This window comes from Streptomyces sp. NPDC046197, from assembly GCF_040646295.1.
Taxonomy (GTDB): domain Bacteria; phylum Actinomycetota; class Actinomycetes; order Streptomycetales; family Streptomycetaceae; genus Streptomyces.
In genome coordinates this window covers 35,045-52,907 of the sequence record NZ_JBEYZY010000021.1, presented here as the reverse complement: position 1 = coordinate 52,907, position 17,863 = coordinate 35,045, and the positions used below count along the sequence as shown (strand labels likewise).

The window sequence follows — 17,863 nt, the reverse complement described above, 5'->3', positions numbered from 1 at the left end:
CGCCGTTCGGCATACGCGTGACACAGGCGCGAGGGCATCCCCGTGACAGCCGGCCGAGTTTCGCCGAGGCGCAGCGCGGGCAACACACGCCTGAGCGGGAGGTGCCGGCCATGCCGCACCAGCTACCAGTCACCATCCGTGCCCCCGTGGCCGCCGACCGGGTCGCGGCCGTGCGGGACGTCCTGGACGAGGCGAACGAGAAGGGGCCCTTCGGAGCGTACTTCTGCTTCCCGGACCTGGAGAACGTCCACTTCGTCCGGCTGCTCCTGGTCCCCGAGGGCCCCGGCGGCGCCGAGGGTGGCATGCCGGCCGCCGTCGTGTACATCGCCGAGGTGGACGCGCCGCAGCGCCGGCACCTCGCCGACCTCGTGCGCACCTGCGGCGACGACCTGGAGAAGGTGTTCCGCCACTGCGAGGGCTACCCCGCGGCGGACGCTCCGGCACGGGCGCGCCTGGCTTGGCTGCGGTCCCACCGCGTGCGCAGCGCGGCCTTCTACGTCAACACCGTCGGCAGGGGCAGTCGGCAGATCCTGCAGGAGGCTCAACTGCGCGAGGCGATCGAGGAGTTCCTCGACCGGCGCGGGCCCGAACTGGCGGGCGCGGCCCCGGAGCGGATCCGTGCCGCCGTCCAGGAACACGTCACAGGACGCGAGGACCTCGCCTGGGCGAGATCGGGACCGCCGGCCCCGGCTCTGTGGTGGCGCATCCGGGAGACGGCGCACCTCGTCGTGGTTCCGCTGCTCGGTCTGCTCCTGCTGCCGGTCCTGCTGATTGCGCTGCCGCTGTGGACGGTGCTGCTGAGATGGCACGAAGCCCGGGACGTGCCCGGTACCGGGTGCCCCGCCCGCGCCCACGAGCGCGAGCTCGCCGGCTACGAGGACTTCGTGGCGCAGAACCCCTTCACCGCCGTCGGCTCCGTCAAACCCGGCCCGTTCCGGCGCATCACCCTCACCGTGATCCTCTTCCTGGTGGACTACGCGGCCCGTCACTTCTTCAACCGGGGCGATCTGGCAGGCGTCAAGACCATCCACTTCGCCCGCTGGCTGTCCATCGAGGGCGGGCGCAGAGTCGTCTTCGCCAGCAACTACGACGGCAGCCTGGAAAGTTACATGGACGACTTCATCGACAAGGTCGCCTGGGGGCTGAACGCCGTCTTCAGCAACGGTCTGGGCTATCCGCGGACCCGGTGGCTCGTCGTCGGAGGCGCCGAGGACGAGCTGGCCTTCAAGCACTACCTGCGCAGCCATCAGCTGCCCACCCAGGTCTGGTACTCGGCCTACGACACCCTCACCACGCACACCGTCGGCACCAACGCCCGTATCCGCGCGGGCCTGTTCGGACCCCTCGGCCCCGCCCAGACCGAGGCCTGGCTCGCCCTGCTCTGACCTCCGAGGCCCAGGGCGGTCCGAAGACGCTCCGAGGAAGGCTCCTGGCAAGAACCCGAGGAACACCCCGAGGAAGACCCGAGGAACGCCCCGAGGAAGACCCGAGGAACACCCCGAGGAACACCCCGAGGAAGAGGTGACGCGATGGCGGCGACCGTGCAACTCGACGACGTCCAGGGCCTGGTCGTCCGCGGCTACAGCGGTCTGAAGTCCGCCTGCTTCCTGCTGCTGACGATCGCCGACCCGACTGCCGCGCGCCTCGCCCTCGGACGGCTGGCGCCACGCGTGACGAACGGCCGCCGTGCTCCCCGGGAGACCGCCGTCCACCTCGCCCTCACCTCGGACGGACTGCGACGGCTGAACCTGGAGACCCCCGACATCGAGGGCTTCTCCGGGGAGTTCGTGACGGGCATGACCGACACCGACCGCAGCCGCTTCCTCGGCGACCTGGGGGAGGAGGCGCCCGGACGCTGGAGATGGGGCGGCCCGGGCACCCCACCCGTGCACGTGCTGCTCCTGCTGTACGCCCTCGACGGCCCGGCCCTGGAGCGGCTGGAGGACGACGTGCGGCGCGACGCCCTTGCCGACGGCGGGCTCGCCGAGACCGCCCGGCTGGACACCGCCGACCTGGGCGACCACGAGCCCTTCGGCTTCCGCGACGGCATCTCGCAACCCCTCGTCGAGGGCCTGCCCAAGGCCCGGGCGGCCAGGGCCCTGCAAGGGGCTCGCGCCGCGGGCCGACAGGACGGGGCGGGCGCGGACGTGGTCAGGGCCGGCGAGTTCGTCCTGGGCTACCCCAACGAGTACGGACTGCTGACGGACCGGCCGCTGCTTCCGGCCTCGTACGACCCCGAACACCTGCTGCCCCGCGGCCCCGACGGCACGGCGGATCTCGGTCGCAACGGCACCTATCTGGTCCTGCGCCAACTCCGTCAGGACGTCGAGGGCTTCTGGAGCTATCTGGAGGACGTGACGCGCCGCCAGGACGGAAGCGGCGATCTTGCCGCCCGCGACGCGCTCGCCGCCCGTCTGGTCGGCCGCTGGCCCAGCGGCGCACCCCTGGTCCACGCCCCACTGAAGGACGACCCCGCCCTCGCCACGGACAACGACTTCGGCTACTTCGCCACGGATCCGGACGGCCTGCGCTGCCCGCTGGGCGCACACATCCGCCGCGCCCACCCCCGGGACTCGCTCGATCCGCAGCCGGGCTCGGCCAGGTCGGTGGCGATCGACCGGCGGCACCGGATCCTGCGCCGTGGCCGCGCCTACGGACCGGGATCGGCCGCAGGCGACGGCGGCGGTGAGCGCGGACTCCACTTCCTGTGCCTGAACGCCAACATCTCCCGGCAGTTCGAGTTCATCCAGCACACCTGGCTGAACAATCCGAGCTTCAACGGGCTCCACGACGGTCCCGACCCGCTCGTCGCCCCGCACCGCGACTCCCGGGCGACGTTCACCGTACAGGCGAGGCCCCTGCGCACCCGCTACCGCGACCTGCCGCAGTTCGTGTCGGTCCGCGGCGGCGCCTACTTCTTCCTTCCCGGCCTCCGGGCGCTGCGCTACCTCTGCTCCACCGGCCGGACCACGGCGGCAGCACCGGCGGGCGGTCGGCGATGAGCGCACGACGGCGGCTCAACGACGGGATCCTGGCCGGCGTCCGCCTGGAACGCCGCATCGACCCCTACGTCCGCCCGCTGCTCGACCGGGCCGTCCTGCCCCCTGTCCAGGCCCTGGTCCAGTGGTGGGTGAACGCCCGCCGCCGGGACGAACACCTCGGCCTCGCCGAAGAGCGGACCCAGCCCGGCGAACGGGCGGTCGCCGAGGCCATCGCGCGGCAGATGGCCCAGTTCGTCGAACGCGAGTACGCGCCGGGACAGGCCCAGCGGGCCGGGAACACCAAGACCTACGGAGTGGTGCATGGCGAGTACACCGTGCACGGCGGTCTGCCCGCCCACCTCCGGCACGGGGTATTCCGCCACCCCGCCACCTTCCGGGCCTGGGTCCGCTTCGCCGGGCCCGGCCCGTTGGCTCCCCCCGACCTCGACGACAACGGTGTCCTGAGCATCGGCGTCAAACTGCTCGGTGTCGACGGCCGGAAACTGCTGGACGAGGAGCCGCACAGCCAGGACTTCACCGGCATCACCACCCCCACGTTCACCACACCGAACGTGGTGGAGAACCTCAGACTCCAGCAGCACGTGTACGACGGCACACCGGTGCTCTACTTCCTCGGCCCCCGGCATCCGCACCTGTCCGACATGGTCATGCAGGCCCTGTACGCCCGAACCCACTCCAGCCCGCTCCTGGCCCGCTACTGGAGCTGTACACCCTGCCTGCTCGGTCCGGGCCAGGCCGTGCAGTACTCGCTGGTTCCCCGCGACCGGTCGCGGGGAAGCGTCCCGTGGCATCCGCCGGACGACTACCTGCGCCGGGCCCTGGTCACGGCACTGCGCGAACGCGACGTCCTCTTCGACTTCCTCGTCCAGCTCCAGACCGACGCGCACCGGATGCCGGTCGAGAACGCCTCCGTCGTCTGGCCGGAAAGGCTGTCGCCCTTCGTGCCCGTGGCCACACTGCGCCTGCCGCGCCAGGAGTTCGACGAGAAGGGCCAGTTCGCCCTCGCCGACCGGCTGTCGTTCAACCCCTGGCACGCGCTGCCCGAACACCGGCCCCTGGGCAACCAGAACCGGGCCCGCCGCACGATCTACCACCAGCTCTCCCGGCTCAGACAGTCCATGAACGGCACCCCGCGCGAGGACCCGGACCAGTACTCCTGACGGCGCAGAGGCGTCGCAGGAACGTGGCAGAAAGGCGCTCACCATGGACGTGCACACACTCGCCCGGCACAGTCTGGCCGCCATCCGGCTGGTCAACGGGACGGCGGCGCTGCTGGCTCCGCAACTGGTGGCACACCGGCTGGGGGCCTACCGCACCCAGCCGGCCCTGGCCTACGTCCTGCGCATGTTCGGCGTCCGTACCGTGGTGCTGGGCGCAGAACTGCTCGTCCTGGAGGGTGAGGAGCTCCGCAGGGCCCTGCGCGTGGGCACCTTCATCCACGCCACCGACGCCCTGTCGGCGGCCTGCGCCGGCCGGGAAGGCACCCTGCCACCAAGAACGGCCCGCGCCACCACGGCGGTGTCGACGATCAATGCCGCCCTGACTCTTCTGGCCCAGTGCCACGACGGCTGCCCGAAGGCCGTCCGACGGCGGCGGCCCTCGTGACCCACCTCTCGACCCTCGCAACCCGCGTCGAACCCTGAGGCTCCCCGCGGACCCCCACAACCGGCTGGCGGAAGGGAAACCACCATGCGCAGAACTCCCCACGGGCGCACCGGCTCCACGCCCGGCCCGCGCGACACGGCCCGGGCGGGCACCCCTGCGTGGTTCGTACGACTGCACACGTCCCTGGCGCTCGCCGCCGACCGCAGGATCGGCTGGCAGAACCTGCCCAAACCTCTCGGCCTGCTCACCCTCATCGGCCTGCGCAACAACCTGCGCCGCAATAACCTCTTCGACACCAGTGGCTACCCGGCCCGGAACCTGCCGCCCGTCGAACCGCCCGACGCCCGGCACCGGACCCAGCGCACGGCCGACGGCACCTACAACGACCTGGCCGATCCCCGCATGGGAATGGCAGGTTCACGCTTCGGCCGCAACACCCCCGAAGAGGCGAACTTCCCCGAGCCCGAGCCGGACATCCTCTCGCCCAGCCCGCGGGAGGTCAGCCGGGCCGTCCTCACCAGGCACACCTTCGTCCCCGCCGAGTCGGTCAACGCCCTCGTCGCCGCCTGGCTGCAGTTCATGATCCGGGACTGGCTGAGCCACGGACAGGGCACCATGGACCGGCCCTGGCGCATCGAGCTGACCGACGACGATCCCTGGCCCAACCCGCCGATGCTCGTCCCTCGCACGATCCCCGATCCGACCCGCCCAAACCAGGCCGACGGCCGTCCGCCGACGTTCGTCAACGTGAACTCGCACTGGTGGGACGCCTCGCAGCTGTACGGCAGCGACCTGGCCACGCAGCGGCAACTGCGCACCGGCAGCGACGGCAAGCTCAAAGTGGCCGACGGCGGCGCACTGTTCGACGACCCCGCACAGGACCCCGCGAGCGTCCCCGGCTTCTGGCTGGGGCTGGCCATGATGCACATCCTGTTCGCCAAGGAGCACAACGCCATCTGCGACCGGCTGCGCGCCGAGTATCCAGGATGGTCGGACGAAGAGCTCTTCCAGCGTGCGCGTCTGATCAACGCGGCCCTCATCGCCAAGATCCACACGGTCGAGTGGACGCCCTCCGTCATCGCGCACCCGACGACCGTCACCGCCATGCACGCCAACTGGTACGGACTGCTCGGCGAACGCGTGCACCGGCTGCTCGGCCGGGTCAGCCGCAGTGAGGTGCTCAGCGGCATCCCCGGCGGCCGCACCGACCACTTCGGCGTCCCCTACTCGCTGACCGAGGAGTTCGTGGCCGTCTACCGGATGCATCCACTGATCCCCGACGACTGGAGCTTCCGCTCCGCGGCCGACGACACGCTGCTGCAGGAGGCGGACTTCCGCGAGCTGACGGGCCGCAGCGCCTACGACGTCCTCAACAAGCACTCGCTCACCGACCTGTTCTACTCCTTCGGCACCTCGCACCCGGGTCTGGTCACCCTGCACAACTACCCCCGCTCGCTACAGCAGTTCCAGCGCCCGGACGGCATGCTGATGGATCTCGGAGCGGTCGACATCCTGCGCAGCCGCGAACTCGGCGTGCCCCGGTACAACGAGTTCCGTCGGCAGCTGCACCTCGCCCCGGCCAGGGACTTCGCCTCGCTGACCGACGACCCGGTCTGGGCGGAGGAGCTGCGCCGGCTCTACGACGACGACATCGAACGGGTCGACCTCACGGTGGGCATGTTCGCCGAGCCGCGCCCCAAGGGCTTCGCCTTCAGCGACACCGCCTTCCGCATCTTCGTCCTCATGGCGTCCCGCCGGCTCAACAGCGACCGGTTCCTGACCCGGGACTACACACCGCAGGTCTACACCCGGACCGGCCTGGACTGGATCGAGAACACCGGCATGACCGACGTGCTGCTGCGCCATCTCCCGCACCTGCGCTCGTCCCTGGGGTCCGTGGACAACGCCTTCGCGCCCTGGCGCGCCGCCGCACCGAACGGAGGGAGTTCCTGAAAGGAGGGCCTTGCTGAGGGGTCACTCCTGGAGCGCGTCGGCCAGGACGGCGGCGTGGCCGCCCTCGGGTGCCTTGGAGGCGGTCACCAGCGTCACCGTGCCCTTGCGCGCCAGTTCCTTGAGGTGATCGAGGAGTTCGGCGGGCTCGGGCTCGGAGAGCTCCTGCTCGTAACGGTGCCGGAACTCCTCGTAGGACCCCTCGCCCGCGTGGTACCAGCGGCGCAGCTCGGTGGACGGGGTGAGCCCCTTGGGCCACTCGTCGACGTGCGCGTCCTCCTTGGACACGCCGCGCGGCCACAGCCGGTCCACCAGGACCCGCACGCCGTCGTCCGGCTCGGGCGGTTCATAGATGCGGCGCACACGGACGCTCAAGGGCCTGCCCTTTCTCGGGTGCGTTCGGGACGTGTCCGGAGCCTACTGCCGCGGATGCGCAGAACTGCCCCACTCGGCCGACGGCACGACGGGACTTGACCCGAAGGAACGTCACTGAACGGTAGTCGGCGCCTACTCTGAGGGAGTTTCAGCCCCGCTCCCGAGGAGATCATGTGACGCCGTCCAGGAAGCAGGCCGTCAGACGCACCGCCGTCCTGCGGCGCGAGGCCGTGGTCACGACCGTTCCCGTCGCCGTCGCGGCCCTGCTGGCCGCCGCGGGTCCCGCGGCGGCCGGAACGACCGGCTCGTCCGGCGCCGGCGACCCCTACTTCCCGCTCGCCGGCAACGGCGGCTACCACGTCGCCCACTACGATCTGACGCTCGGCTACGACCCGCGCACCGGCCACCTCGACGGCAGGGCGGTCCTCACCGCCCGTGCCACCCAGCGGCTGACCCGTTTCGACCTCGACCTCGACGGGCTGAAGGTCACCGCTGTCACGGTCGACCGCATCCCGGCGCAGTACCGGCGCGAAGGCCAGGAACTCGTCGTCACCCCGCGCGCGGCCCTGCCCGCGGGCCGGGAATTCCGCGTCGCCGTCACCTACAACGGCACCCCCGAGCCGGTCACCGACCCCGACGGCTCGGACGACGGCTGGATCCCCACCAGCGACGGAGCCTTCGTCGCCGGGGAGCCGCAGGGCGCCATGACCTGGTTCCCGGCGAACGGCCACCCCGTGGACAAGTCGTCGTACGACTTCACGATCACCGTCCCCGACGGGACCACCGCGGTCGCCAACGGTCTCTACCTCGGCAGGCGCACCGCGGACGGCCGCACCACGTTCCGCTGGCGCCAGCCGGAGCCGATGGCCGCCTACCTGGCCACGGCCACCGTGGGGAAGTTCCAGGTCCAGCAGTACACCACTGCGGACGGCCTGAAGGTCTACAACGCGGTCGACCCCCGAGAGGCGTCCGCCGCCGCTCCCGTGCTGAAGAAGCTGCCGTCCGTGCTCGCGTGGGAGACGAAGCTGTTCGGGCCGTATCCCTTCCGGGCCGCCGGAGCGATCGTGGACCATGCCCCGAAGGTCGGGTACGCGCTGGAGACACAGACCCGTCCGTTGTACGACAAGGCGCCGGATCTGGGCATCCTCGTCCACGAGAGTGCCCACCAGTGGTTCGGCGACTCCGTGTCCCTCACCCGCTGGAAGGACATCTGGCTCAACGAGGGTTTCGCGACCTACGCCGAGTGGCTCTACTCCGAGCAGCACGGCGGCGACAGCGCCCAGGAGACGTTCGACGACCTGTACGCCCGCCCGTCGGGCGACCGGCTGTGGGCCTATCCCCCCGGTGACCCCGGCAACGGCAAGAACATCTTCGGTGCCCCCGTCTACGACCGCGGTGCGATGGCCCTGCACGAGCTGCGTACAGCCGTCGGCGACCGGGTGTTCTTCAGGATCCTGCGCGCCTGGGCCACCGGACACCGGCACGGCCACGGCACCACGGAACGGTTCGCCGCCCTGGCGCAGAAGGAGTCCGGCAAGAACCTGACCGGACTCTTCCACACCTGGCTCTTCGCCCAGGGCAAGCCCGGCAAGCCGGAGGCGCCGACGGCTTCCTGACATGTGTGCGCCATGGTCGGCCACCTGGTCACCGGTACCCCGAGCGCGCCGCTCACCGCGACCCGCCCGCAGGCAACAAAGCGGAGTGATTGATTCCGTTTGGATTCCGATTGCCACGTGCGGGTACCCCGAGCGCCTGGGGCGAGAGGGAGATCAGGACATGAGCGCTTCGGCCGACCTGCCGGTCGTGCACACGCTGGCCGGCCTGGCCGCTCTCGTCGAGCGGCACCGGGGCCTGTACGTCCGCTGGTCGCACGGCCCCGGGACCGACCTCGGCACGACCTCCAGCACCGACGAGCTCACCGGCGTACCCATGCCCGGACTGTCCGCCAACCCCCTCGACGTCGAGGAGTGGTGGGAGGACCGGTCGGTGGAGCTGTGGGTGGCGCGGCGCCTGTACGACTACGCCCATCTGCCGCACGAGAAGGGTCCCGGCGTGCGTCCCTGGGCGCTCGGCGGCCGGGAGCGCGGCCGGGGACCCGACAACGAGCCGTTGGTGGTGGACGTGGAGCCGCTGTGCTGGATCGACTCCGGCGTCATCGAGGAGGCCCGGGCCGAGGTGGCCCGCCAGGAGGCGGAGTGGGGGCCGCTGCGCCGGTCCGGTCGCTGACGGCCCCCACCGCCGCTCACCCGGAGCGGCGCCGGGCTGCGGAGCGCCGCTTCAGTGCGCGGCGCTCGTTCTCGCTCGTGCCTCCCCACACGCCGAGGGACTGCCCCGTGTCCACGGCCCACTGCAGACACTGCTCCTGCACGGGGCAGCGCCGGCAGACCGTCTTGGCCTGCTCGGTCTGCAGCAGCGCCGGACCGGTGGTGCCGATCGGGAAGAAGAGATCGGGGTCCTCGTGGCGGCACGCGGCATGCTCTCGCCAGTTGTCCATCCAAGTCACCTGCGATCGAAAGTAGTCCGAGCCCTTGCCAAAGGCGTACTCGGCATCGGGTGACCGAGGTTTCCGGCAGCGAAACAGCCGAATTGCCTGGGAATGGGAACCTTCGCAGAATCCCCACACGGTCACTGCTCGCGCAGGCCCCAGGGGGAGCCGTACTCCGTCAGCAGATCCAGGAAGGGCGGGGCGGGGAACGCCTCGGGCCCGAGAACGCCCGTGCCGGTCCACGCGCCGGTGGCCAGGAGTTCTAGGGCGACGACGGGGTTGACCGCCGTCTGCCACACCACCGCCTGGCATCCGTACTCCGCCATGGACCACTGGTTGTCGACCACGTGGTACAGGTACACCTCGCGCGGCGCCCCGTTCCGGGTGCCTCGCACCCAGGTGCCCGCGCAGGTCCTGCCGTGCATCCGCTCGCCGAGGGTCGCCGGGTCGGGCAGGCAGGCGGCGACGACGTCCCGGGGCGAGACGGCCACCGGTCCCTGGGGGCCCGGTACGGTGACGGGCTCGGTGCGGTCCAGGCCCAGCAGGTGCAGTGTCTTGAGGGTGTCGATGAACTCCCGGCCCAGCCCGTACTTGAAGGTGACGCGCCGTGCGTCGACCCAGCGCGGGACGAGCAGCACCTCCTCGTGCTCGACGTTCACGCACTCGACCGGACCGATGCCCTCCGGGAAGTCGAAGACCTCCGGCTCACTGAACGGCTCGGTGGTGAACCAGCCTCGTCCGGCCTCGTAGACCACCGGCGGATTCAGGCATTCCTCGATGGTGGTCCAGATACTGAAGGACGGCGCGAAGCCGTGGCCGTCCACCGTGAGGTCGGCTCCGTCGCGGATGCCGATCTCCTCGATCTCGTCGAAGAGTTCGTCGGCCGCGTACCGCGCGAACACGTCCGACAGGCCCGGCTCCACCCCCATGCCGACGAGCGCCAGCGCGCCCGCCTTCTCCCAGTCGGCCGCCTGGGCGAACTGCTCGTCGCCGAGCCTGACCCCGCACTCCTCGAACGGACGCTCGGGGTGCGGCCGGGACAGGGACATCGCCATGTCCAGGTAGCCGGCTCCCGCCGTGCGGGCCGCCCGGAACAGGGGCATGACGAAACGCGGATCGGTGGCGTTGAGCAGCAGGTCGCACCGGTGCCGGGCGAGCAGAGCCGCCACCGCCGCCTCGTCCCCGGCGTCGACGGACTCGGCGAGGAACCGCCGGTCGTCGCCCAGCGCCGCGACGGCGGCGTCGGCCCGGCCCCGGTCGTAGTCGGCGACGACCATCGCCTCGAAGAACGCACGCCGGGCCGCGATCCGGGTGATGGCGGTGCCCACACCGCCTGCTCCCACGAGCAGTACACGCATGGCCGAAACTCCCTCCCGGTCCGTTTCAGCCACGGACCGGTCTATGACGGTTGGAAGAGGAGGCGCGCCCTCGGCCGCCGATACAACGCCGGTCGGTGCGGTAAGGTCAATGGCGTTGGCATAAGGCCCCTGAACCGACTGTCCGGCCGGCAGGAGCCCGGTCAGTGGGAGGCGGACGTGCCGAAACCGGTGGTACCCGAGGAGAAGCGGCGCCGACGCCGTCCGACCAGGAGCGGCACCGTGCTGTCGGAGAGCCTGATCGTCGACACCGCGCTGCGCCTGCTGCGCGAACACGGCAGCGCCGGACTCACCGCCCGCAGGCTCGGCCTGGCCCTGGACTGCGACCCGAGCACCCTGTACCGCTACTTCCGCGGGATGGACGACCTGACCCTGGCCATCGGCGACGCCCTCATCGGCCGGGCCCTGCGCGGCTGGGACCCGACGGGGCAGTGGCGGGCCGACCTGCGCGCCGTCGGGCTGCGCATCCACGCCGCGTACGTCGCCCACCCGCAGGCCGCGCTGCTGACCGCCAACCGGGTGAGCGGCCGGGCCCATGAACTGGCCGCCGACGAGGCCGTCCTGGACGTGCTGCGCACGGCCGGGTTCCCGCTGCCGGACACGGTGCGGATCTACCACGCCTTCGTCGACCAGACCCTCGCCTTCGCCGCGCTGGACGCCGCCTCGCTCGCCCTGCCGAGCGCCGCCCTGCGCGCCGACGAACAGATGTGGCGCTCGACGTACGCCCGGCTGCCGCCGGCCACCCACCCCCGTATCGCCGAGGCCGCGCCCCTCCTGGCGACCCGCATGGTCACCAGCGCCTATCCGACGGCCCTGGACATGCTGCTGGACAGCGCGGCCACCCGACTCAAGGAGTTGCAGGGCCCCGTCCAGGGGCGCCGTTCGGATCAACGCGGACCGGGCTGATCCAAACGACACCCCCCGGCCGCTCACCCGCGCAGTGACTGCGCCGCCGCCGCGGTCACCGCCTCGGCGACCGTGGCCAGGACGGGGGAGTCGAGCCGCCACTGCTGCCAGTACAGGGGCACGTCGACCGACCCGTCCGCCCGGTCCGGCGCAAGCCGCACCAGGCGGCCGGCGCGCAGCAGCGGGCCGGCCTGCACCTCGGGCACCATGCCCCAGCCCAGACCGGCCGCGACGGCGTCGACGAAACCCTCCGAGGTCGGGACGTAGTGCCGTGCCGCCCCGGCGCCGCCGTGTCCGCCGCGCAGTCGGCGGACAAAGACGTCCTGGAGGTCGTCCCGTCGGTCGAAGACCACCACGGGAGCCTGCGCCAGCGCGTCCGGCAGCGGTCCGCCCAGGTGGCGCTCGGCGAAGCCCGGGCTCGCCGCAGGGACGTACCGCATCCGGCCCAGCGCCCGCACCGAGCATCCCGGCACGGCATCCGAGGACGAGGTGACCGCCGCCATGACCTGTCCCTCCCGCAGCAGCGCCGCCGTGTGGTCCTCGTCCTCGCGGCGCAGTTCGAAGCAGAGCCGTGGCTCGGCCGGCACCCGCAAGAGGGCCCCGAGGAACCAGGTCGCCAGCGAGTCGGCGTTCACGGCCACCGATACGCGGGTCGGCTCCCCGGCACTGCTCAGCCCCAGCTCGGCGGACGCGTCCCGCTCCAGCAGGGCCACCTGACGGGCGAACCGCACGATCACCTCGCCCGACTCGGTGGGCCGCACCGGCTTGGTGCGCATCAGCAGGACCCGGCCCGTGCGCTGCTCCAGTGCCTTCACCCGCTGGCTCACCGCCGACGGTGTGAGGTGCAGGGCCGCCGCCGCGGCGTCGAACGTGCCCTCGTCCACCACCGCGAGCAGCGTGCGCACCTGGTCCAGGGGAAGCTCCGTCATCACGAGCGCTAATGGTACGTAAAAATCCTTAGCTGTACGCGCAGTGATCACTTCCGTAACGTCAAGGACATGAACCACGCCCTGACCGCCGCCGCCTCCGGGTTCGGCACCGGCCTGTCCCTGATCGTCGCCATCGGCGCGCAGAACGCCTTCGTCCTGCGCCAGGGCATCCGCCGGGACGCGGTGCTCGCCGTGGTCGGCATCTGCGCCCTGTCCGACGCCGCCCTCATCGGGCTCGGCGTCGGCGGGGTCGGCGCCGTCGTGGTCGCGTGGCCGGGGGCGCTCACCGCGGTCGGGCTGATCGGTGGCGCGTTCCTGCTCTGCTACGGCGCCCTCGCCGCCCGCCGGGTGTTCCGCCCCGGCGCGGCCCTGCGTGCGGACGGCGAGGCGGCGGGCTCCCGCAGGCGCGCGGTGCTCAGCTGTCTGGCGATGACCTGGCTGAACCCGCACGTGTACCTCGACACCGTCTTCCTGCTCGGCTCCCTCGCGGCCGACCGGGGACCACTGCGCTGGACCTTCGGGCTCGGCGCCGCGCTCGCCAGCCTCTGCTGGTTCGCCGCCCTGGGCTTCGGCGCCCGGCTGCTCGGCCGCGTCCTTTCCCGGCCGTCGGCCTGGCGGATCCTGGACGCACTGATCGCCGCCACCATGGTCACTCTCGGGGCCACGCTCGTCGTCGGAGCCTGATCCCGCAGACCGCAGACCGCAGACCGCAGACCGCAGACCGCAGACCGCAGACCGCAGACCGCAGACCGCAGACCGCAGACCGCAGACCGCAGACCGCCGCCCGTTGACCGCAGACCGCCGCCCGCCTGCCGTCAGCCGTCAGCCGTCAGCCGTCAGCGGCCAGCCGCTCGCCGCCCGCCGACCCTCGCCTGTCGCCCTCCGCGTCCCGGACCGCGGCTGCGGAGCGCACAGCCTGTGCTGCGATAGTGAACCCGATCGGAAAGATGTAACCAGCAACCAGGAAGCCCGTGGACACCAGCGAGAGCACCGGCAGCAACACGGAACCGCAGACCCCGCCCGGAGACCCGGCACGGCCGGTCCGGCACGGCTGGCGCCGCTGGGCGATGGACACCCGCCCCCTGCGCCGACCCGCCTACCGCAGGCTGTGGTCCTCGACCATCGTCACCGCCGTCGGCAGCCAGCTCACGGCGGTCGCCGTGCCCAAGCAGATCTACGACATCACCGGCTCCTCGGCATGGGTCGGCTACGCCAGCCTCGCCGGCCTGCTCCCGATGGTCGCGTTCGCGCTGTGGGGCGGGGCGGTCGCCGACACCGTGGACCGCCGCAGGCTGCTGCTGATCACCAACTGCGGAATCGCCGTCACTTCGCTGCTGTTCTGGCTGCAGGCCGTGACCGGGCTCGACTCGGTCGTGGCCCTGATGGCGCTCCTGGCCGTGCAGCAGGCCTTCTTCGGCCTGAACTCCCCGGCCCGCAACGCCTCCATCGCCCGCCTGGTCCCCGAGGTGGAACTGCCCGCCGCCAACGCCCTGGGCTCCACGGTCATGCAGACCGGACTGGTGGCGGGGCCGCTGCTGGCCGGTGCCCTCATACCGGTGATCGGGTTGCCCTCGTTGTACCTGGTCGACGCCGTGGCCCTGTGCGTCACGGTCTGGGCGGTGGCGCGCCTGCCCGCGCTCCCTCCGCTGGCCGGCTCGGCGGCCCGGCGGGCCGGAGTACGCGAGATCGCCGCGGGCTTCCGCTACATCGCGCGGCACAAGGTGCTGCTGCTGTCCTTCCTCGCCGACATCATCGCCATGGTCTTCGGCATGCCCCGTGCGCTGTTCCCGCAGCTCGCCGCTCAGACCTACGCCTCCTACGGCGAAGGGCTCGCGCTCGGACTGCTGTTCGCGGCGATACCGGTCGGAGCGGTGGTCGGCGGGCTGTTCTCGGGCACCTTCTCCCGGGCGCGTCGGCACGGCCTGATGGTCATCGGCGCCGTCACGGCCTGGGGTGCGGCCGTCGCCGGGTTCGGTCTGAGGCGCAACCTGTGGATCGCGGTGGCGTTCCTGGCGGCCGCCGGAGTGGCCGACATGGTCTCGATGGTGTTCCGTGGCGCGATCCTGCTGTCCGCCGCCACCGACGAGATGCGCGGCCGTATGCAGGGCGTCTTCACGGTGGTCGTCGCGGGCGGCCCGCGCCTGGCCGACGTGCTGCACGGCACCGCGGGCTCGGCCTTCGGCCCCCGGGCCGCTGTCGTGGGCGGCGGCCTGCTCGTCGTCGCCCTGATACTGGGCCTGGCGGCGACCGTGCCGGCGCTGCGCCGCTACCGCGTCTGAGGCCGACGCCGCTTGCGCCGCGTCACAGCGCGCTGCGTGGTGGCATCGAGTAGCGCTCCAGCAGCTTGCCCCGCGTCACTTCCAGCCGGTGGGCAAGGATCTCGGCGACGGTTCGCACCAGCGACAGCCCGAGCAGCGGATCCTCGACACACAGCGCGAGGACGGCCGACGCGTCGAACTCGTAGGCGCGCACCTGGCTGAAGGCCACGGCACCGAAGTCCCACTGATACGGCGGGAACAGCCACGACCAGCCGAGCAGATCGCCGGCGCCGAGGCTCGCCACCGTCACCCGGCGCAAGGGCGTCACCTGCTGGTCCAGGTGTACGGCGCCGGAACGGATCACCCAGAACCGGTCGGCCGTGCCGCCCGCCTCGAAGATCGGCGCGTCCTCGGGGAAGGAGACCTCGTGCGCCAGCTCCATCAGGCGCTCGCGCTGTTTCTGGGGGAGGGCGGTCAGCAGTTTTATCGCTTTGGTCATGGCTTTGGGCTCCTCGCCGGCGATCGGATCCGCGCATGTACCTCAGCCCATTTCAGCCGCTGGCGGGGCGCCGGGCACCTCGGCGGACGCCACTTCCCGTCACCGGGTGCGCGTCCTCGAGCCGAACCCGGTCGGCATCGACCGGGACGGGAGAACCAAGCGGACCAGGGAATCAAGGGCGTGAAAAAGCCCTGGCTGGACGGGGGAGACCAGCCAGGGCCGTATGCGGCGATGTACGGGGGACGCTTCCGGTCGACCCCGGCACCGCTTATGGATGAACGATAAACCATCTCGAGTCGATCCGTGTAGTGGGAAGCGGGTTGGGTGACCGGTTTCACTCCGCGGTCCCACCGTCGCTCAGCGACGACCGGCGCCGGCGTCAGGTGTCCTCGGTGTGCTTGCCCGGGGTGAGGATCTCGTCCAGCACCCTGAGGACGGTCTCGTACGCCACCACCCGGAACGCCGCCTCGCGTGCCCCGTCCGGGTCGCCCCCGTCGAGGGTGTCCCGGCGGCCGCGCCACGTCCGCTCCTGCTGCACCGCGCAGGCCCGGGCGCGCTGGATGCGCCGCAGCAGTTCGTCTGAGTCCACGACATCTGTCATGCAGTTCGCGTACCCGCGCAAGCCGCTCCGATGGCCCGCGGTCCGCATGCGGGCCCGGAGGTTTGGTGTGGCGCGGACAGGTCAGGCGACCCAGGAGACCTCAGGTCGGGCGACACGCGAGACCTACGGTACGCGCACGGCGCGAGGAGGTCCGCTGGCGCAGACGCGCACCGCCGGCGCGCGGGGTCTCCGTACGGGCCCGGCTTCTTCCTCACCACCCAGGGAGACAGGAGATGTGCGAGAGGCACAGGACCACACCCACCGCCCGGTCGTCGTCCGCCGCGCCCCCGCCCGGGCAGGCCTGCTCGTGCAAACCGGCCGACGCGCGGCGGGCGGTTGCACACGCGATCATCGAACGCTGCCTTGCCACCCACGCCCGGTGCGACGCCGAGGCCGTCTCCGACGCGCAGCTCGTCGCCTCGGAACTGACCACCAACGCGATTCTGCACGGCGGCGGCGTGACGGATTTTCACGTCGACGTCGACGGGCGCGGTGTGAGCGTGTGCGTGAGCGATCGCAGCGACCGGCTGCCGGTGGCCCGACCGGCCGTGGACCGGCAGGGCCGGCGCCGGGTCGGCGGTCGCGGCTGGCCGATCGTGTGCCGGCTGGCGCGTGAGATCGAGGTGTCCGATCTGCCCTCCGGCGGCAAGTGCATCACCGCCGTGGTCCCCCTGTCCTGAGCTGCGCCGCCGTGCCTCTTCATACGCGTTCATACGCGTCTTCGTGCGCGGATCCGTGTGCGGAGCATTGCCGGGTGCAATGAATTCCGAGAAGTGGAGTTTGCTCCTCCCACTCAAGGGCAGACGGAATCTCGTGCTTCGGACCGGAGGCGCGCCAGCGGAAGCGGTATGGCTGCTGCGGGCCCTCCAGGTGGATCCGGGCACCGTTCCCCTTCCGCGGTATCCCCTGACACCACCCGTTCAGGAGCGAATCCGCATGCTCATCGATATGTCGACAGGCCGTCCCGGCGCCCCCGAGGACCAGGCTGCTCGCGTCAGGCGGCCGCACGACGACGCACCTGACACCGTGGCTCTCTTCCGACGCCTGGCCGCCCTGGAGGACGGCCCCGAACGCGACGCCGTGCGAGACGAGCTGGTGACCGCCTGGCTGCCGATGGCCCACCGCATCGCCGGGCGGTTCCGGGACCGCGGGGAGTCGGTCGAGGACCTGCGCCAGGTGGCGGCGCTGGGGCTGGTGAAGGCGATCGACCGCTTCGACCCGGACCGCGGGGCGTTCGAGAGCTACGCCGTGCCGACCATCACCGGCGAGGTCAAGCGGCACTTCCGGGACCGCATGTGGGCCCTCAGGGTGCCCCGCCGCGTACAGGAGCTGCGCAACAAGGTGCGCGTGGCGCGCCGCGAGTTGACCCAGAACCCCGGCAGCCCCGAGCCCACGGTCGCCGACATCGCCGCCCACACCGGGCTCACCGAGGAGGAGGTCGGCACCGGGATGGAGGCCCTCGACAGCTTCAGCACCCTGTCGCTGGACGCCGAACTCTCCGACGCCGACGACGGCTACAGCCTGGCGGACACCCTGGGGGCCGCGGACTCCTCGTACGACGTCGTCGTCGACCGCGAGTCCGCCAAGGAGGGACTGCGCCGGCTTCCCGAACGCGAACGCGCCATTCTCTACATGCGCTTCTTCGAGGACATGACACAGAGCCGCATCGCCGACCGACTCGGCATCTCCCAGATGCACGTCTCCCGCCTGATCAGCCGCAGCTGCGCACGGGTCCGCGACGAGGTGCTGGCCGAACGGGCGAACCGCCGCGGTGGCGGAAGCACGCCCGGCGACCGTCTGAGCCGGGGCCGGTGAAGTGCGACAGACTGCGACAGACACAGACTGCGACAGACTGCGACAGACGAGGAGAACCGGAC

At 71.6% G+C, this 17,863-nt stretch carries 18 protein-coding genes; 12 read left to right on the top strand and 6 right to left on the bottom strand.

The annotated features are described in order from the left end of the window. Positions 1-110: 110 nt before the first annotated feature. The 5 genes from AB0A61_RS26780 (at position 111) to AB0A61_RS26760 (ending at position 6,560) form a co-directional block, all read left to right on the top strand. Positions 111-1,385 (top strand): hypothetical protein, encoded by a 1,275-nt coding sequence (locus tag AB0A61_RS26780; protein ID WP_361297213.1) that lies wholly within the window; start codon positions 111-113, stop codon positions 1,383-1,385. Between the two features lie 144 nt (positions 1,386-1,529). Next, a complete protein-coding gene (locus AB0A61_RS26775; protein ID WP_361297210.1) occupies positions 1,530-3,002 on the top strand; it encodes a peroxidase in 1,473 nt (490 codons plus the stop codon). Then, positions 2,999-4,162: a hypothetical protein gene (locus AB0A61_RS26770; protein ID WP_361297207.1), complete on the top strand. Its 1,164-nt coding sequence runs from the start codon at positions 2,999-3,001 to the stop codon at positions 4,160-4,162. The genes AB0A61_RS26775 and AB0A61_RS26770 overlap by 4 nt, the downstream gene beginning before the upstream one ends. Before the next feature lie 43 nt (positions 4,163-4,205). Then, positions 4,206-4,607 (top strand): hypothetical protein, encoded by a 402-nt coding sequence (locus AB0A61_RS26765; protein ID WP_361297205.1) that lies wholly within the window; start codon positions 4,206-4,208, stop codon positions 4,605-4,607. 84 nt (positions 4,608-4,691) lie between these two features. Beyond that, positions 4,692-6,560, top strand: a complete 1,869-nt coding sequence (locus tag AB0A61_RS26760; RefSeq protein ID WP_361297202.1) for a peroxidase family protein — start codon at positions 4,692-4,694, stop codon at positions 6,558-6,560. A 21-nt stretch (positions 6,561-6,581) separates the two neighbouring features. Here AB0A61_RS26760 and AB0A61_RS26755 read toward each other — a convergent pair whose 3' ends face one another. After that, positions 6,582-6,932 carry a DUF488 family protein gene (locus AB0A61_RS26755; RefSeq protein ID WP_361297199.1) on the bottom strand — a complete coding sequence of 117 codons (351 nt, stop codon included), beginning with the start codon at positions 6,930-6,932 and terminating at the stop codon, positions 6,582-6,584. Between the two features lie 173 nt (positions 6,933-7,105). Here AB0A61_RS26755 and AB0A61_RS26750 point away from each other — a divergent pair, with 173 nt between their 5' ends. Both AB0A61_RS26750 and AB0A61_RS26745 read left to right on the top strand, forming a co-directional pair. After that, positions 7,106-8,548 (top strand): M1 family metallopeptidase, encoded by a 1,443-nt coding sequence (locus tag AB0A61_RS26750; protein ID WP_361297196.1) that lies wholly within the window; start codon positions 7,106-7,108, stop codon positions 8,546-8,548. Between the two features lie 160 nt (positions 8,549-8,708). Next, positions 8,709-9,158, top strand: a complete 450-nt coding sequence (locus tag AB0A61_RS26745; protein WP_361297193.1) for a DUF6098 family protein — start codon at positions 8,709-8,711, stop codon at positions 9,156-9,158. A gap of 16 nt (positions 9,159-9,174) precedes the next feature. Here AB0A61_RS26745 and AB0A61_RS26740 read toward each other — a convergent pair whose 3' ends face one another. Both AB0A61_RS26740 and AB0A61_RS26735 read right to left on the bottom strand, forming a co-directional pair. After that, positions 9,175-9,426, bottom strand: coding sequence for a WhiB family transcriptional regulator (locus tag AB0A61_RS26740; protein WP_361297190.1), 252 nt, complete (start codon positions 9,424-9,426; stop codon positions 9,175-9,177). Positions 9,427-9,557: 131 nt separating this feature from the next. Next, entirely contained in the window at positions 9,558-10,775 is a 1,218-nt protein-coding gene (locus AB0A61_RS26735) for a saccharopine dehydrogenase C-terminal domain-containing protein (RefSeq protein WP_361297187.1), read from the bottom strand. A 177-nt stretch (positions 10,776-10,952) separates the two neighbouring features. Between AB0A61_RS26735 and AB0A61_RS26730 the strand changes: the two genes are divergently transcribed. Next, entirely contained in the window at positions 10,953-11,699 is a 747-nt protein-coding gene (locus AB0A61_RS26730; protein ID WP_361297184.1) for a TetR/AcrR family transcriptional regulator, read from the top strand. Positions 11,700-11,722: 23 nt separating this feature from the next. On the opposite strand, the gene AB0A61_RS26725 is transcribed toward AB0A61_RS26730, so the two are convergent. Further along, complete coding sequence (locus tag AB0A61_RS26725; RefSeq protein WP_361297181.1) at positions 11,723-12,628, bottom strand: LysR family transcriptional regulator ArgP; 906 nt, start codon at positions 12,626-12,628, stop codon at positions 11,723-11,725. A 69-nt stretch (positions 12,629-12,697) separates the two neighbouring features. Here AB0A61_RS26725 and AB0A61_RS26720 point away from each other — a divergent pair, with 69 nt between their 5' ends. Further along, a complete protein-coding gene (locus tag AB0A61_RS26720) occupies positions 12,698-13,312 on the top strand; it encodes a LysE/ArgO family amino acid transporter (protein WP_361297178.1) in 615 nt (204 codons plus the stop codon). Positions 13,313-13,599: 287 nt separating this feature from the next. Next, on the top strand, positions 13,600-14,907 hold the full coding sequence (locus AB0A61_RS26715; RefSeq protein WP_361297175.1) for an MFS transporter: 1,308 nt from the start codon (positions 13,600-13,602) through the stop codon (positions 14,905-14,907). Between the two features lie 22 nt (positions 14,908-14,929). On the opposite strand, the gene AB0A61_RS26710 is transcribed toward AB0A61_RS26715, so the two are convergent. Together AB0A61_RS26710 and AB0A61_RS26705 are read right to left on the bottom strand one after the other, a co-directional pair. Beyond that, a complete protein-coding gene (locus AB0A61_RS26710; RefSeq protein WP_361297172.1) occupies positions 14,930-15,385 on the bottom strand; it encodes a cyclic nucleotide-binding domain-containing protein in 456 nt (151 codons plus the stop codon). A gap of 379 nt (positions 15,386-15,764) precedes the next feature. Further along, positions 15,765-15,986, bottom strand: coding sequence for a 3-deoxy-D-manno-octulosonic acid transferase (locus AB0A61_RS26705; protein ID WP_361297169.1), 222 nt, complete (start codon positions 15,984-15,986; stop codon positions 15,765-15,767). Between the two features lie 233 nt (positions 15,987-16,219). Between AB0A61_RS26705 and AB0A61_RS26700 the strand changes: the two genes are divergently transcribed. Together AB0A61_RS26700 and AB0A61_RS26695 are read left to right on the top strand one after the other, a co-directional pair. Then, positions 16,220-16,666 (top strand): ATP-binding protein, encoded by a 447-nt coding sequence (locus tag AB0A61_RS26700; protein WP_361297166.1) that lies wholly within the window; start codon positions 16,220-16,222, stop codon positions 16,664-16,666. 256 nt (positions 16,667-16,922) lie between these two features. Beyond that, positions 16,923-17,801, top strand: a complete 879-nt coding sequence (locus AB0A61_RS26695) for a SigB/SigF/SigG family RNA polymerase sigma factor (protein ID WP_361297163.1) — start codon at positions 16,923-16,925, stop codon at positions 17,799-17,801. Positions 17,802-17,863: the final 62 nt, after the last annotated feature.

Coding starts and splice junctions, on each gene's coding strand:
- AB0A61_RS26760 (WP_361297202.1), top strand. CDS start 4,692: ATGCGCAGAACTCCCCACGGGCGCACCGGCTCCACGCCCGGCCCGCGC.
- AB0A61_RS26725 (WP_361297181.1), bottom strand. CDS start 12,628: ATGACGGAGCTTCCCCTGGACCAGGTGCGCACGCTGCTCGCGGTGGTG.
- AB0A61_RS26695 (WP_361297163.1), top strand. CDS start 16,923: ATGCTCATCGATATGTCGACAGGCCGTCCCGGCGCCCCCGAGGACCAG.
- AB0A61_RS26740 (WP_361297190.1), bottom strand. CDS start 9,426: ATGGACAACTGGCGAGAGCATGCCGCGTGCCGCCACGAGGACCCCGAT.
- AB0A61_RS26775 (WP_361297210.1), top strand. CDS start 1,530: ATGGCGGCGACCGTGCAACTCGACGACGTCCAGGGCCTGGTCGTCCGC.
- AB0A61_RS26780 (WP_361297213.1), top strand. CDS start 111: ATGCCGCACCAGCTACCAGTCACCATCCGTGCCCCCGTGGCCGCCGAC.
- AB0A61_RS26700 (WP_361297166.1), top strand. CDS start 16,220: ATGTGCGAGAGGCACAGGACCACACCCACCGCCCGGTCGTCGTCCGCC.
- AB0A61_RS26705 (WP_361297169.1), bottom strand. CDS start 15,986: ATGACAGATGTCGTGGACTCAGACGAACTGCTGCGGCGCATCCAGCGC.
- AB0A61_RS26745 (WP_361297193.1), top strand. CDS start 8,709: ATGAGCGCTTCGGCCGACCTGCCGGTCGTGCACACGCTGGCCGGCCTG.
- AB0A61_RS26765 (WP_361297205.1), top strand. CDS start 4,206: ATGGACGTGCACACACTCGCCCGGCACAGTCTGGCCGCCATCCGGCTG.
- AB0A61_RS26720 (WP_361297178.1), top strand. CDS start 12,698: ATGAACCACGCCCTGACCGCCGCCGCCTCCGGGTTCGGCACCGGCCTG.
- AB0A61_RS26710 (WP_361297172.1), bottom strand. CDS start 15,385: ATGACCAAAGCGATAAAACTGCTGACCGCCCTCCCCCAGAAACAGCGC.
- AB0A61_RS26770 (WP_361297207.1), top strand. CDS start 2,999: ATGAGCGCACGACGGCGGCTCAACGACGGGATCCTGGCCGGCGTCCGC.
- AB0A61_RS26735 (WP_361297187.1), bottom strand. CDS start 10,775: ATGCGTGTACTGCTCGTGGGAGCAGGCGGTGTGGGCACCGCCATCACC.